The organism is Cupriavidus nantongensis, from assembly GCF_001598055.1.
In the GTDB taxonomy this organism is placed as follows: Bacteria; Pseudomonadota; Gammaproteobacteria; order Burkholderiales; family Burkholderiaceae; genus Cupriavidus; species Cupriavidus nantongensis.
On sequence record NZ_CP014844.1, the window covers coordinates 2,708,864 to 2,722,013 of the forward strand.

General features: G+C 63.3%; 12 protein-coding genes and 1 pseudogene. 3 read left to right on the forward strand and 10 right to left on the reverse strand.

Translation table 11 applies throughout. From position 1 onward, the window contains the following. Positions 1–64 precede the first annotated feature (64 nt). The 6 genes from A2G96_RS12430 to A2G96_RS12455 form a co-directional block, all read right to left on the reverse strand. Positions 65–1,132, reverse strand: a complete 1,068-nt coding sequence (locus tag A2G96_RS12430; RefSeq protein ID WP_062799584.1) for a maleylacetate reductase — start codon at positions 1,130–1,132, stop codon at positions 65–67. Positions 1,133–1,171: 39 nt separating this feature from the next. Beyond that, the gene (locus A2G96_RS12435) at positions 1,172–2,152 is read right to left on the reverse strand and encodes a SphA family protein (RefSeq protein ID WP_062799587.1); all 981 of its coding nucleotides are present in this window, start codon (positions 2,150–2,152) and stop codon (positions 1,172–1,174) included. A gap of 97 nt (positions 2,153–2,249) precedes the next feature. After that, positions 2,250–3,080: an intradiol ring-cleavage dioxygenase gene (locus A2G96_RS12440; protein ID WP_062799589.1), complete on the reverse strand. Its 831-nt coding sequence runs from the start codon at positions 3,078–3,080 to the stop codon at positions 2,250–2,252. Positions 3,081–3,097: 17 nt separating this feature from the next. Continuing rightward, positions 3,098–3,688 (reverse strand): malonic semialdehyde reductase, encoded by a 591-nt coding sequence (locus tag A2G96_RS12445; protein WP_062799591.1) that lies wholly within the window; start codon positions 3,686–3,688, stop codon positions 3,098–3,100. A gap of 69 nt (positions 3,689–3,757) precedes the next feature. Beyond that, the gene (tcpA, locus tag A2G96_RS12450; protein WP_062799593.1) at positions 3,758–5,311 is read right to left on the reverse strand and encodes a 3,5,6-trichloro-2-pyridinol monooxygenase TcpA; all 1,554 of its coding nucleotides are present in this window, start codon (positions 5,309–5,311) and stop codon (positions 3,758–3,760) included. A 104-nt stretch (positions 5,312–5,415) separates the two neighbouring features. Continuing rightward, positions 5,416–5,967 (reverse strand): flavin reductase, encoded by a 552-nt coding sequence (locus A2G96_RS12455; RefSeq protein ID WP_062799594.1) that lies wholly within the window; start codon positions 5,965–5,967, stop codon positions 5,416–5,418. A gap of 148 nt (positions 5,968–6,115) precedes the next feature. Here A2G96_RS12455 and A2G96_RS12460 point away from each other — a divergent pair, with 148 nt between their 5' ends. Together A2G96_RS12460 and A2G96_RS12465 are read left to right on the forward strand one after the other, a co-directional pair. Further along, on the forward strand, positions 6,116–7,087 hold the full coding sequence (locus A2G96_RS12460; protein WP_062799596.1) for a LysR family transcriptional regulator: 972 nt from the start codon (positions 6,116–6,118) through the stop codon (positions 7,085–7,087). Positions 7,088–7,178: 91 nt separating this feature from the next. Further along, positions 7,179–8,036 (forward strand): FAD synthetase family protein, encoded by an 858-nt coding sequence (locus A2G96_RS12465; protein WP_062799598.1) that lies wholly within the window; start codon positions 7,179–7,181, stop codon positions 8,034–8,036. A gap of 683 nt (positions 8,037–8,719) precedes the next feature. On the opposite strand, the pseudogene A2G96_RS12470 reads toward A2G96_RS12465, so the two are convergent. The 4 genes and pseudogenes from A2G96_RS12470 to A2G96_RS12485 all read right to left on the reverse strand — a co-directional run. Then, positions 8,720–9,058, reverse strand: a pseudogene (locus A2G96_RS12470) (TSUP family transporter); the annotation flags it as partial. Further along, positions 9,055–10,305 carry an MFS transporter gene (locus A2G96_RS12475; protein WP_062799604.1) on the reverse strand — a complete coding sequence of 417 codons (1,251 nt, stop codon included), beginning with the start codon at positions 10,303–10,305 and terminating at the stop codon, positions 9,055–9,057. The pseudogene A2G96_RS12470 and the gene A2G96_RS12475, both read right to left, overlap by 4 nt. A 62-nt stretch (positions 10,306–10,367) precedes the next feature. Next, positions 10,368–11,246 (reverse strand): polysaccharide deacetylase family protein, encoded by an 879-nt coding sequence (locus A2G96_RS12480; protein WP_062799607.1) that lies wholly within the window; start codon positions 11,244–11,246, stop codon positions 10,368–10,370. Positions 11,247–11,270: 24 nt separating this feature from the next. Further along, positions 11,271–11,957 carry a fumarylacetoacetate hydrolase family protein gene (locus A2G96_RS12485; RefSeq protein WP_417926412.1) on the reverse strand — a complete coding sequence of 229 codons (687 nt, stop codon included), beginning with the start codon at positions 11,955–11,957 and terminating at the stop codon, positions 11,271–11,273. Between the two features lie 241 nt (positions 11,958–12,198). Here A2G96_RS12485 and A2G96_RS12490 point away from each other — a divergent pair, with 241 nt between their 5' ends. Beyond that, complete coding sequence (locus A2G96_RS12490) at positions 12,199–13,098, forward strand: helix-turn-helix transcriptional regulator (RefSeq protein WP_062802160.1); 900 nt, start codon at positions 12,199–12,201, stop codon at positions 13,096–13,098. Positions 13,099–13,150: the final 52 nt, after the last annotated feature.

A 13,150-nucleotide genomic window follows, 5' to 3' on the forward strand; every position in this document is an offset into this window, starting at 1 on the left:
CCTGTGCGAAAGCCTGCGGCGCTGCTGCGAATTGCGCAGGTAGCGGTCAAGCGTTACGCCGGCGTCAGACCGGCCGGCGTCCCTCCCAGGCGTTCTGCAGCAGTTCCCGGATCGCACCGGCTTCGAGCGGACGCGGATTGGGGTACTGGTTTTGCAACGCGATCTCGCACGCCTTGTCGAGTTCATCCTCGCGCATGCCGATTTGCTGCAAGCCGAGCGGGGCGCCGGTCGTACGTGCCAGGTCGAAAGCGCCTTGCGCAGCACTGGCTGCGCCCATGGCCTGCGCGATGGTGGCCATGGCACCCGGTGCAGCCTTCTCGTTGTAGGCAAGCGCGTGCGGCAGGATGATGGTGTGCGTCTCGGCATGCGGCAGGTTGAAGCTGCCGCCAAGCGTGTGGCAGAGCTTGTGATGCAACGCCACTCCCACGGTGCCGAGCACGGCGCCGCACAACCATGCTCCGTACAAGGCTTGCGCGCGCGCTTCATGCAGCATGGCCGTATCCCGTTCGGTCGCGAGTACCGGCAACGCCGCTGCGATGGCCCGTATGCCCTCCGTCGCCATCAAATCCGAAATCGGGTTGCGGTCGTGGGCGTACAAGCCCTCTGCGGCGTGGGCCAGCGCATTGATGCCACTGGTGACGCTGACCGCAACCGGCAGCGAGTAAGTGAGTTCAGGATCGTAGATGACGATGCGCGGCAGCACTTTCACGTCAATGCCTGTGCGCTTCAGTCCCGCATCGGTGAGGCCGTAGATCGCAGTCATCTCTGAGCCGGCATAGGTGGTGGGAATCGCCAGTACTGGCAGTCCCATTTCAAGTGCGATGGCCTTGGCAAGCCCGGTGGTAGAGCCGCCACCGATCGCCACCACGCTGTCGGCGCCCAGTTCAAATGCCATCGCACAGGCCGCGCGAGCCGCCTCGACCGGCACGTGCATCGCTGCACCACCGAAGATGCCGATCGCGCGGGCGCCAAGCAGGTCCACCACGTGTTCAGCCAGCGGGCGCTGTTCGGGTGTACTTAGCACCAGAACGCTTGACGCGCCCAGCGTATCGATTTCCTTGCCAACCCGCTGGATGGTGCCGGCGCCGAAGACGACGCGCTGGGCACGGGAGGAGTACTGGAATGCGTTCATCGTAGGGCCTCCAATGCTGCTCGGTATGGCTCAGGCCAGTCAGAACGAGATTCGGCCCATGGCCCAGATGCGGTTGCCTTCGGGGCGATTGCGGGCGCCGAACTCAAACTGCCCTTTGAGCGAGAAGCTGACCTTGTCGGTGAGCTGGAAGCAGATATCCGGCCCCAGCGCCGTGACCCGGCCACGGTTGCCATTGCCGTTGACGCGCGCGCCGTTCTGCGTGTCGTCGGTCGTCTGGACGTAGTAATAGCCGTTCAGGCCCAGTGTCAGCCTCGGCGTTACCCGGTAGCCGGCACTGAACTCGATGGTCGCCTCGTTACCCGACTGGTAGCGGGTGGCCTCATTGCGCGTGTTGAAGCCGTAGCGGAGCTTGGCACTGATGTCGACGTTGCGCGTGGGGAACCAGGTGAAGGCGTAGCTCGGTGCAATCTGGTAGTAGTTCCGGCCGATATTGACGGGGTCGTGAACATCATAGGCGCCGGTCTTGAGGTGGAACTCCACGCCCGCCATCTGGTGGAATGCGCCGCCGTGCCAGCCGAGGACCACCGGCGCCAGCGTCATGTCGGCCAGGCCAGTCTTGTTACCGCCTTTGGCGAGCGGCGGCAGGGGAACTTGTCTGGCCACTGACATGGCGAGATTCGCCGACACGACGGGCACCACCACGCGCGTTTCCAGGTTGGCGCCGAACAGCCTGACGTCGGGCCACACATACGACAACCGCGGCGCCAGCGCATCGAGGCGCAAGTGGAAACTGGCCAGCTTGGGGTTGTCGTGGCCGGTGTTGTCCTTGAAACTGCCCGCATCGTAGTGCTGGTAGAACAGCAGCCAGTTGGCGCCCTCGGGCAGCATCAGGCCGGAATAGAGATTGTCGACCCCGATGGGGTAGGAGTTGCCGCCACCCTCGGTGGCGCGTGCCGGCACGCTGCTCGCCGCGCAGGCCGCGGCGAGGGCCAGCCGCCCGAACCGGACGGGCAGCAGTGCGCGCGCCCGCTGGGCCTTCGTGCCATCAATCGAACCCATTTGCCACTCCGAATGACCGCATGGAGCACCGGGCCGGAAGCCGCGGTGCGTGGTTGCATCCGCACCGCCCGCTCGGGCGGCGCGCCAGGTGCCGATGCTAGCGGGCTGGGTTGAGCACGAAGTCGAAGTCGAGCCGGTAGGTGCCATCGGTCAGGCGGACCCAGTCGCCGATCAGGGACGTGCGCACGCCGAACACGGCGTCGGAGTCGAGGTACTTGTCGCCGCGCCGGAAAACGTGCGTGACGAGTGTCTCGTAGCCAGGTGCATTGATCATGAAGTGCAGATGCGCGGGCCGCCATGGATGACGGCCGGTGGCGCGAAGTAGCTCGCCCACGGGGCCATCGTCAGGAATCGGGTAGGCCTGTGCGACGATGGTGCGGAAGTGGAAGCGGCCATCATCGCCCGACTTCAGCACGCCACGGCCCTGTGCCACTTCCAGCCCTTCATACTGCACGTCATAGTGGCCGTCGGCGTCGGCCTGCCAGGTTTCCACCACGGCATCGGCAATTGGCCGCCCGTCCGCGCCTGTGACCCGTCCGTAGACCGTGCAGAGCTGGCCCCTGGCCCCGTTCGCCAGATCCGCGCCGTGCTCGTAGTGCGGCGCGCCCTCGACATGGAAGGGCCCGAACACGGTAGCCTCGGTGCAGCCATCGGGCTTCTGGTGGTTCATTGCCACCGTCAGCATCGACAGGCCCAGCACATCGCTGAGCAGGATGAACTCCTGGCGCTTGTCGTCGCACTTCTGCCCGGTGGCGGTAAGGAACTCAATCCCGCGCATCCATTCGGCTTCGGTCAGCCTGATCTTGCGTGCGAAGTCGTGCAGGTGCCCCACGAGGCTGGTCATGATCTCCCTGGTGCGCCGGTCAGGCGTATCGGCCAGGCGCGCAATGACGGCGCTGGTCAGGTTATGCTGGTCGTACTCTTGTATGGCGAGACTCCTTGCCGCTAGGCGAGCTGGCAGGCCTGGTCGAACGACAGGCGTGGACTGCGGGCGAACACTTTTTCGGGATCGCCGTGGCCAAGGGCGCAGATGAAGTTAGAGCGGATGCTGGTGCCGTCAAAGAAGGCCTGGTCGACAGCCTGGTTGTTGAAGCCGGACATGGGGCCGCAATCGAGGCCCAGCGCGCGTGCCGCGGCGATGAGATAGCCGCCTTGCAGAGTTCCGTTGCGAAACGCCGTGGTGGTGGCGAAATCCACTTTCTCGTCGCCCTCGAACCACGCCTTGACCGCCGGGTTGTGCGGAAACAGATCCGGCAGGTGCTCGTAGAAGCGGGTGTCGTAGCCGACGATTGCGACGACGGGCGCGGCCATGGTCTTTTCGACGTTGCCCGGCGCCAGTGCCGGACGCAGCTTCTCCCTCCCTTCCTCTGTGCGCACGAACACCAGCCGGGCCGGCGAGCAGTTGACCGAGGTAGGGCCGAACTTCATCAGCTCATACAGTTCATGCAGCTTGCTGTCGGGCACGGGCGTGGGCAGCCAGCCGTTCTGGCTGCGCGCGCCGCGGAAGATCTTGTCGAGCAGTTCATTGGTTTGCATCTTGCACTCCTTCCTTGGTTCAGGTGTTCCGGCCGGACGGGCCTGCCGGTAGGTGAAACGGTCGGGCGGTCATACGGTCATCGTGCCGCTCAGCGCGAGCTTTTCCTGGTGTCGCGCCGAATCCAGTGCCTGGGCGTAGCCGGCGGTGGCCTTGTATTCGCTCTCGTGGACCTCGGTGAGCTCGATGCCGCAGACCTTGCGGGCCAGGGTGCAGTACGGACCGGCTGCGGAGAACTCGGCGCGCTGCATGGTCAGCATGCGGATGGTCTGCAGCGGGGTGCCATTGAAGTTCTCGAAGACGAACAGCCGGTTGCCCCAGTCGGTCAGGAACAGGTCGCGGATCACGCGACCGATCTTCACGCGGTCGTGCGGCTTGCCGACTGGGCCGTTGTTCATGCGCTCGAACCAACCATGCAGGGTCTTGTCGTTCCACTGGTCCTCGCTGGCAAAGATCAGTGCGCTGCGCCCGGAGAGGTCGACCAGATCGTAGATCATCTCCGAGAAGTTCTCGAGGTATAGCGCGCGGCCGAAGTCGTAGATGAGGATGTTCGGCTTATAGGCGCCCCCAGGCGTATGGAAGCCCAGTTCCTCGCTGGCGACGATGTGCGCCAGCATGGCCTGGTGAAAGCCGATCAGCTTGGCCACGCGAGTCTGCACTGCGGGAATCTTGTTGGTGCCGATATGCTCGGTGATCAGGATCGCCAGGCCGGCCATCAGTTCGGCGCGCACCGACTGGCGGATGAGGGCGTGATAGTGCACCCAGTCGAACACTCGCTGCGGGTAGAGCTTGGCGTGTTCGGGGTTGCCTAGGTGGAACACGTGCGACCAGGGGATGAAGACATTCTCGAATACAGTCATGCCGTCCAGTTCGTCGCCCTGTGAGGCGAGCGGATGCTCGATGGGATCGTCCTTGACCACGCTCTCGCGGCAGACGATGGTCACGCCCGGGGTGTTGACCGGGGTGGCGGCAAAAATGATCTGGTCGCCCGGGAGGCCGGGGCGGAAAAACACCCCGATGTGGATCCAGTCGGCAAAGGCGACGCCGGTGCCGACCGCCTTGACACCTGACACGACGATGCCCTTGTCGTTCTTCTCGATCACGCGCAGCCCGGGCGAGCGCTGCTGGGCATCGGGGTTCGAGCGGTCCATCTGCGGGTCGACGAACTGCGGCGCACAGTTCAGGTCATGCTGCTTGGCGAAGTTGACGAAGTCGACGATGTTCTTTGCCTTGATCTTGCCCTCAGCGCCGATAGTCTGCGTTTCCCACGGCGACGGATCGTCGATGTAGGTCTGGAGCACGTAGTTGTTGACGTCCGGTGTGCGCGGGAACGAAGCGCCGGCCATCTCGCGCATGATGGTCTCGTGGTACTTACGCTTGCGGCGCAGCTGCTCCTTGTCGAAGTGGCCGAACCATTGCATGGTGCGGCGTTCGCCGTCGGTGTCGACGAAGGTCATCACATCCTGCAGGTCGGGGCGATGGTGCAGGTCGTAGAAATCGGCGTGGCGCTGCGCGTAGTCCCGTGTCTTGGGGTGCGTTGCGACGTTGTCGATCTTCTCGTTGCCTACCCATACGTTGCGGCCGTCGTTGAGCGATTCCAGGTACTGCTTGCCAGTGCGAATCATCGCGAGGTCTCCTTTGTGGATGATGTTCGGGGTGTGACAGTCCCTGCCCTGGAGAAGGGCATACGGACATGGATATGGAATTCCGGTGCTGCGGGGCGCGCGCGTCAGTCCGCGACCGGGTGCGTGGTGGCGTAGTTGCGGCGGCAGTAGACCAGCGGCGTGTCGTTGCCGCGTTCGCCGCCGGCGCTGCCGAAGACTTGCGCGACGAAGACGCTGTGGGTGCCGATCTCGATCTGGTCGACCACTTTGCAGTCGAGGGCGACCATCGCGGATTTGCTGTATGGCGCGCCGGTGGTGAACACGCCCCAGCTGTCACCATCGAAGCGCTGCGCCATCGGCACCGCGCCGGCCCCGGCGAACAGCTGGGACACCGAGGTCTGGCTCGCGTGCAGCCAGTTGATGCTGACCACGCCGTTGGTCTTGATCACGCTGTTTGCGGCGCTGCGGCGGTTGATGCAGAAGAGCACAGTGGGCGGCGAGTCGCTGACCGAACAGACCGCCGAGCACGTGACGCCGGCACGACCGCCTGCGCCGTCGGTAGCGATCACGGTCACGGCGGTGACGGCATGCGACAAGGCATCGCGAAAGCTTGCGGCATCGATGCCAGGATCGGTAATGCGGCTTGCTACGGCTTCGATGGATACTGCGGACGACATGGCAATCTCCTCCTGATGGGGCCTTCGTCCTCGCGCTGCAACAGGGCGTAGACGAAGTTTCGTCTCTTGAAATCTGCTTTCTGATCTGTGTCAGCTGTGTGAAACTAGACTACAGCCGAGTCGGCCCGTTTGCTAATCACCTCGCGTCATGGACACTATTCCCCAGCGTCATGAAGACGAACTCAGCCTGAACCACCTGCTGGTGCTTGATGTGCTGCTCAGCGAGCGCAGCCTTACCAAGGCCGCGCGCGTGCTCAACCTGACCCAGCCGGCGCTGAGCAAGACCCTGGCGCGGCTACGCCACTATTTCGGTGATCCGCTGTTCGTCCGGGTGGGCCTGCGCATGGAACCCACGCCCAAGGCAATGGAGCTTGGCGAGCCGGTGCGGGACATTCTGCAGAGCGTGCGTGCATTGCGCTCAGACCATGCCAGCTTTGATCCACGCACCAGCCAGCGCAGCTTCCGCTTCTTCCTGCTAGATGCCGACGCCTCGCAAATGCTGCCACCATTGCTAAGCCGGCTGGCGGAGGAAGCGCCGGGTATCCTAGTGCAGGCGGTCAACGCAGATGCCACGCATCTCGATCTCTGGCTGGAAAATGGCCTTGTCGATCTGGCGATTGGCTCGTTCCCCACGCTGACGCAGAGCATCCGTCGCCAGTTGCTATGGCGTGAGACCTACGGCGCCGTGGTACGCAAGAACCATCCGCGGCTGGCGCAGCTTGGCGAGCCGGACGCCTTCATAGCCGAGAAGCATGTGCTGGTTTCCGCGGTCGGGACCGGTCATGAACACCTCAGCGTCGAGCGCGCCATCGAAGCCGGCGTGCCGCATACCAACATCGTCTGCCGCGTGCCGAGCTTTGCCACGGCGGCCCTGATCGCCCGGCATTCGGACGCGGTGGCTATCCTGCCGCTGACGCTGGCCCGGGCACTATGCGCGGACCTGGACCTGGCAGTGGTGGCGCCTCCGCTGTCGCTGCCCGGCATGGACATCGCCCAGCACTGGCACGAACGCGTGCACCGGGAGCCGGGCAACCAGTGGATTCGCGCGCTGGTACACAGGCTCTTTGCCCGCCATGATGCCGTGGCGGACGCGGGTGCCGGGATCGGCATGGAGGGATGAGCGCCGGTTATAGTCGTCATGAAAACAAGAGATTGGCATCCCGCGCCGTCCCCTCCTAGCATGCGGTTCATGACAAGACGAGGAGTCCATCATGCAGGTGACAAGACGAGCCGACCCGCTGCGGCTGGCAGCATCCGTTGTTTCGATCGGCACCTTCGACGGCGTGCACCGCGGGCACCGCGCGGTCCTGGCCGAGTTGCGCGCCGCGGGGCATTCGCTCGGGCTGCCGACCGTGTTGCTGACATTTGACCCGCATCCGCGTGCGTTCCTGCAGCCGCAGAGCGCGCCCCGCATGATCTCCACCGCTGATGACCGTATCGCGCTGCTGGCTGAAAGCGGCGCCGTCGACCACTGCCTGGTACTGCCGTTCGACCGCGCCCTCAGCGAAGCCAGTGCGGATGACTTTGTCCGTGGACTGCTGCTGGCGCGTCTGGGCATGCGGCGGCTGGTGGTTGGCGCGAACTTTTGCTGCGGACGAGGACGACAGGGCAACGTCGATTACCTCGGCCAGCTTGGCAAAGCGTACGGCTATGCCGTCGAGCCGGTTCGGCTGCGGGCCACCGATGCAGCCGGGGCAGGCGTGCGCTGTTCATCCACGGAGGCCCGCCGCCTGATCCAGAGTGGCGACGTGCGCGCTGCTGCTGCATTGCTGGCGCGTCCGCACGAGATCCGCGCCATGGTGGTGACCAGGACGCCCGCCCGCGCCAGCGGCGCGGCGGAGATTCGTCTTCCGGAGGGAATCTGCTTGCCGCCTGTGGGGCAATATGCTGCCGCGGTCCGAGTCCAGATTGGTGCCCAACGCTGGAGCCCGGCGCTCGTGCATCTGACAGGAGCGGACGGCATGGCGCGCGTGTTCAGCGACGCGCAGTTCGCGCCGAGGCAGGGCAGTGCGGTGTCGGTACGCTTCTTCGGCGCGGCGCCGGCGAAGCTGCGGTATCTGCTCGAATAGAGAGAGCCTGGCGTTAGCCGTCTGCCTGCGCCGCGATCTGGAAAGCCCTTTTATCGAGCCGCTCATTGCGGCGGCACGGCACGCGCTCCGATGACGGCTATGGATCGGGGAGAGCGAAACCCCGGGGCATGCGTTCCGAAGCCAGCCTTGACTGGTTGCGCGTGGCATACGCTGCCACACCTATGGGTGTCGCGGGATGTGGAAATCCGGGATCGGCGTTGGGGTAGGCGGCGATAAGGCGCGATAACGTTGTGCTTATCGCATCAGGAAGTTGTTGGCACGACTGGGTTGCAATGCGCCGCGACGCGACGCACTGCAACATCTCACTTGCTGACGACGAACACCGCCAAATTGGATCTACTTAGAAACCAGCTCGGTGCCGGCAGAGGCCGGCACCGTTATCTTTGGATGGCGTTATAGCCTTTCCGGGCGAGACCGGGTGAGAGCCGGAGACGCTTTGTGCGAGTTGCGGTCGATGTTCTGATGTTTCACAATCGGGAGACGCCGCGCGCGGGGACGTGCCGGCGCCTAAGACGCGGCGGCAATCATCCGCAACACCGCCGCAGCAAGCTCTCCCTCTGCATTGCCCAGATAATCGACTGCATCGAAGTGATGACCTCGTGCCTGCACTACCACTTTGGTTTCGACGCCTTGCTCTCGCAGCAGCGCTGCGTATTGCGAAGGGTCGCGGCCAACAGCAACCATGGCACAATGCGCCCGAAGTCGCTGTTCGAGGTCGACAGCAGCAACGTGGCGCCTGCCGCACCGCCCAGCACCGACAGCACGCTTAGCCGAAGAAGCGAGGGTGCCATCGGCCCCGACAGATCCTTGCGCTGTGCCCAGGCACCCGCCATATAGCCAGGCAGGAGCGCGGCGGTCCCGGTGGCGTTGGCAGATACCAGCGGCACGCCGACCATCGCCAAGGCCGGCAGTGTCAGGAAACTACCGCCGCCTGCCACCGCATTCAGCGTCCCGGCGAAAGTCGCAGCGCCACCGAGCAGCACCCATTCGGCCGGCGTCATGGCTTACGCACAGGCAACGACATCCGGTCGGTCCGCAGTAGCACGGTGAGTACTATTCCGAAGACCGATAGCAAGGTGATCTGCGCAAAGCCGGCGGTGCTCCAGCCAAAGCGCGCCGCGATGCCGCCGATGATGTAGCCCGCGAAAGCGCCCGCGCCGTAGAGCGTCGTGACAAAGACACCGGTGGCCCGATTCGTGAGCGAAGAGCGCACGGACTTGATATGGTAGCCGGCCAGGTTCACGTACAGCACGCCACTTACCACCAGACCCCACACGAATGACAGCACCGATTGGACCAACATGCCCGTCGGCCCCGAGAACAGAAGGAAGCCGAGCAGCCCGGTCCCCGCAAAGCTCAGCGACAACACAAGCTTGGGGTGGAAGCGGTCGCCAAGCCAGCCGCCAAAGATGGAGGCGAACACGCCGCACCCGAAGATACTCATGACGCGACCAGTGTCCGACGGCGTGTAGTGCAGATGCTCGCGCAGGAACGTGGGGTACATGCCGAGGTAGCCATAGATGCACAACCCGCCAATGATGCTCATCACAGTCAAGAGAGCCGTGTTGCGGTTCCACATCGTGGTTGCACCGCGCGTGTCGATGTGCGTGGCGATCGCGCTGGCCTTTTCGGTCATGCGCTTGCTCACGGTAGCCGCGATCAGCGCCATGGCGACAAATCCGGTCAGGCCGAACACCACCAGCGGCAAGCGCCAGTTTCGCTCAATGCCGATCAGGTGCCCACCGAGCAGCGGTCCCACGATGGCGCCGACACCGAAGGAGAAGTTGATGGCCCCAACGGCCGTCGCGCGGAAGCGAGCGAAATAGCTCGCCGCGATGGCGATCACCACAGTCAGCTGCATCGCTTCGCCGATGCCAGTAGCGGCGCGGTAGAGGATCATGTCGGCGAAGCCGCTCGAGTAGGCAGTCAACAGCGTGCCAAGCGAGAAAATCGCGATGCCAATCTGGAGCACGGCCTTGCGCGACCACCGCGCCAGCAGGTAGCCTGTGGGCACCCCGGCTAGTGCCATGCCGAGCGTAAAGATGGTCGAAAGCAGGCCGGTGTCGGCGAGGCCGAACCCAAACTCCCTTCGCACATCTGCGGCGATCAGCGGAAAGATCTGCCGGTCCATCGCGTTGAGCGCATAGGAGGCAAGCAGCACAAGAAACATGCCGATCTCCAATGCCGTGACGGGCGCATCGCTGCGCACGTCTCCGGTCAGCGAGCCGGCCGAAGTCGAGGAATTCACGTGTTGTCTCCTTCTCGTCAAGCGAGAGATTTGTTCGAGTTCCTGGCGATGCACGGATCCGGCTATGAGCCCGCGCGCGCTGCCTTATACCAATCGAGGATCTGCTCTCCCGTCAGGAAGGCAACGTCGTCGTGTGCCCGAATGTGCGCCAGCGCCTCCCGGAAATAGCGCAGGCGGTGTGGCGCGCCCATGATGTACGGATGCACGACCAGCGCCATCACCCGGGCTGAGTCCTTCGCATCGGCGTAGAGCTGCTCGAACTGGTCGATAGCGCGGTCGCGATACTCGCTGGCCTTGTGATGCTGGATCAGCATCATCGCTACATCGTTGCACTCCTGTGTGTAGGGCACGTTCACGATACGGCCACCATCTCGCGTCCTCAGTTCCACGGGCTGATCGTCGAGCACCCAGTCGCACACGTACTCGTAGCCTTGCTCCGCGAGGATGTCAGGCGTGTTCCAGGTCTCGGTGAGCCCCGGTCCGAGCCAGCCGCGGGGGCGCTTCCCGGTGTAGGCGCGAATGGCCTCGGTGGTCTTTGCGATGTCGACCGCTTCGTCGGGCACCTTCTGCATGTTGCGCTGCCCAAAGCCATGGCCGATGAACTCCCAGTTACGCGCCTTCGCCGCCTTGGCGATAGGCTCGTAGGCATCGATGGCGGCGCCGTTGATGGCGAGCGTTGCATTGATCCCAAGCCCGTCAATGACGTCCAGCATGCGCCAAAAGCCGACGCGGTTGCCGTACTCGTGCCAGGCCCAGTTCGGGATGTCTGGCATCGGCGAACCGCCCGCCGGAGGCGTGAGAACCGTGCGCGGCATGGTCTCGTTGATATCCCATTCCTCAACATTGACGATGACCCAAACGGCCAGGCGCTTGCCAGCCGGCAGCGTCAGGGCGGGACGCTCGGAAATGGCCGAAAATGAGATGCGTTCGAGTGGTTTCATGGCGTGTTTCCTTTGACCCGGGACTCAGACGATCTCGACCTGCAAGAGGTCGAGTCCTTCAATACGGCCGATCAACCTGTCACCGCGCTGCACCGGCCCAACGCCTTCTGGCGTGCCGGTAAAGATCAAGTCCCCAGGAAGCAGGCGGTACTGTCTGGAAAGCTCGCTGACGATTTCATGGACGTTCCAGATCATCTTCTCCAGGACCGAGTGCTGTCGTACGTCACCGTTTACCGCCAGGCTCAGTGCGCCCGAACGGAGATGGCCGACCTTCGCCACGGGATGGATGGGACCGCATGGCGCCGAATGGTCGAATGACTTGCCCAGCTCCCACGGCAGGCCGCGCTTGTTGCATTCGCGTTGGCGGTCACGCCGCGTCATGTCAAGCCCTGCGGCGTAGCCGAAGACATGATCCAATGCAGTATCCGGCGGCACGTCCGCCGCTTCACTGCCGATAGCAACGACGAGTTCAAATTCGAACTGAAAGTCGTCTGTGAACGTCGGATACGGGACGCGTCCATCGGTCACAATGGCATCGGCCGGCTTCTGGAAGAAGAATGGCGGGTCGCGTTCGTCACCCTCCCCCATTTCCCGGATATGGGCAAGATAGTTGCGCCCCACGCAATAGACGCGCCGTACCGGGAAGCGCTGATCGCTGCCGACGATACCAATAAAGGCGGGGGTAACGCTCGGGACCTTCGTCGATTGCACGACGACGCTGTCCGCACTGGCTCTAGGCATAAGGATTGTCTCTGTGTAAGATTATTGAACGGAGTGGCTAGAGTTTAGAGACGCGGTCGTTCGGCCTCAACGCACAGGCTTGCGAAAAGATGCGCAATCCTTACGATCCTTTGCTCCTCACGTTTCCATGCACAGAGCGAATCCCTCGAACGCCCCACTGACGCCCCTCGACCACGAGGGCAAAAAGGGCGCTGTCATCCGGAACTACACCATGGCGGCCCGGGCGCAGAGCGCCTACTTTGGCATCCACGATCAGAGCAACTGTCTGCCGAACCCGGTGCCGCACCGTCACGAGTACTTCCAGATTTACGTCAACACGCTAGGCGAAACCACTCACTACATTGGGGGCCAGCAGCGGCCCATTCGCCCCGGCACCGTAAGCTTCGTCCTGCCGTTTCTGGTTCACTACATTCCGAACGTAGCGGACGGCAAGTTCCACGTAATCAACATCAGCAAAGAGTATCTGCTACCGTCGCTTAACCTTGATGTCTTCGAGTTGTCGGAAGTGCCGCTCGCGCGCGCGCCAGAGCTTGGTCCCTTCCGCTTTCAGCATTGTCTGGATTTTCAGTTCGATGAACTGGACACCGAGTACCTTCAGGAGCTATGCGAGCGCATGGCGCAAGAATCCCAGCAATCGCCCAGTGACGATACGGCCAGCAACTTGCTGATCCGCAGCCACTTGCTAAACCTGATTGGCATGGTGTGGCGACGCCACGGTGACAAGATCCGTCTTTGCGAGGGCAACGGGATGTTGCTGCAGTCGTACAAGCAGTCCGTGCTGCGCTGCATTCGGTATATCACCCAAAACCTTTCGCGGGAACTGACCTTGGGCGACGCTGCGCAGGCCAGTCATGTATCAGCAACACACCTGGCCCACCTGCTGAAAAGTGAAACCGGAAAGACCTTTCTGGAGATCGTGACTGAAAGGCGGATCGAGCGGGCAAAGACTTTGCTGGCTTTCACATCCGCCTCGGCCGCAGAAATCGGGCAAAGCACGGGATTCGGTGAACCAAATAACTTTGCTAGGCGGTTTCGGCAGATCGTGGGTTCGACACCTTTGGCATATCGACGCCAATTCCAGGACGTGGGCGCGCGAACTTGGGTTGAGTAAGACCACGGTGGTGAGCTGAGGGCTAGCCGATGAGACTGGCATTGTTGGGGCT

Coding starts and splice junctions, on each gene's coding strand:
- A2G96_RS12455 (WP_062799594.1), bottom strand. CDS start 5,967: ATGTCGTCCGCAGTATCCATCGAAGCCGTAGCAAGCCGCATTACCGAT.
- A2G96_RS12435 (WP_062799587.1), bottom strand. CDS start 2,152: ATGGGTTCGATTGATGGCACGAAGGCCCAGCGGGCGCGCGCACTGCTG.
- A2G96_RS12490 (WP_062802160.1), top strand. CDS start 12,199: ATGGCGGCCCGGGCGCAGAGCGCCTACTTTGGCATCCACGATCAGAGC.
- A2G96_RS12460 (WP_062799596.1), top strand. CDS start 6,116: ATGGACACTATTCCCCAGCGTCATGAAGACGAACTCAGCCTGAACCAC.
- A2G96_RS12465 (WP_062799598.1), top strand. CDS start 7,179: ATGCAGGTGACAAGACGAGCCGACCCGCTGCGGCTGGCAGCATCCGTT.
- tcpA (WP_062799593.1), bottom strand. CDS start 5,311: ATGATTCGCACTGGCAAGCAGTACCTGGAATCGCTCAACGACGGCCGC.
- A2G96_RS12480 (WP_062799607.1), bottom strand. CDS start 11,246: ATGAAACCACTCGAACGCATCTCATTTTCGGCCATTTCCGAGCGTCCC.
- A2G96_RS12445 (WP_062799591.1), bottom strand. CDS start 3,688: ATGCAAACCAATGAACTGCTCGACAAGATCTTCCGCGGCGCGCGCAGC.
- A2G96_RS12430 (WP_062799584.1), bottom strand. CDS start 1,132: ATGAACGCATTCCAGTACTCCTCCCGTGCCCAGCGCGTCGTCTTCGGC.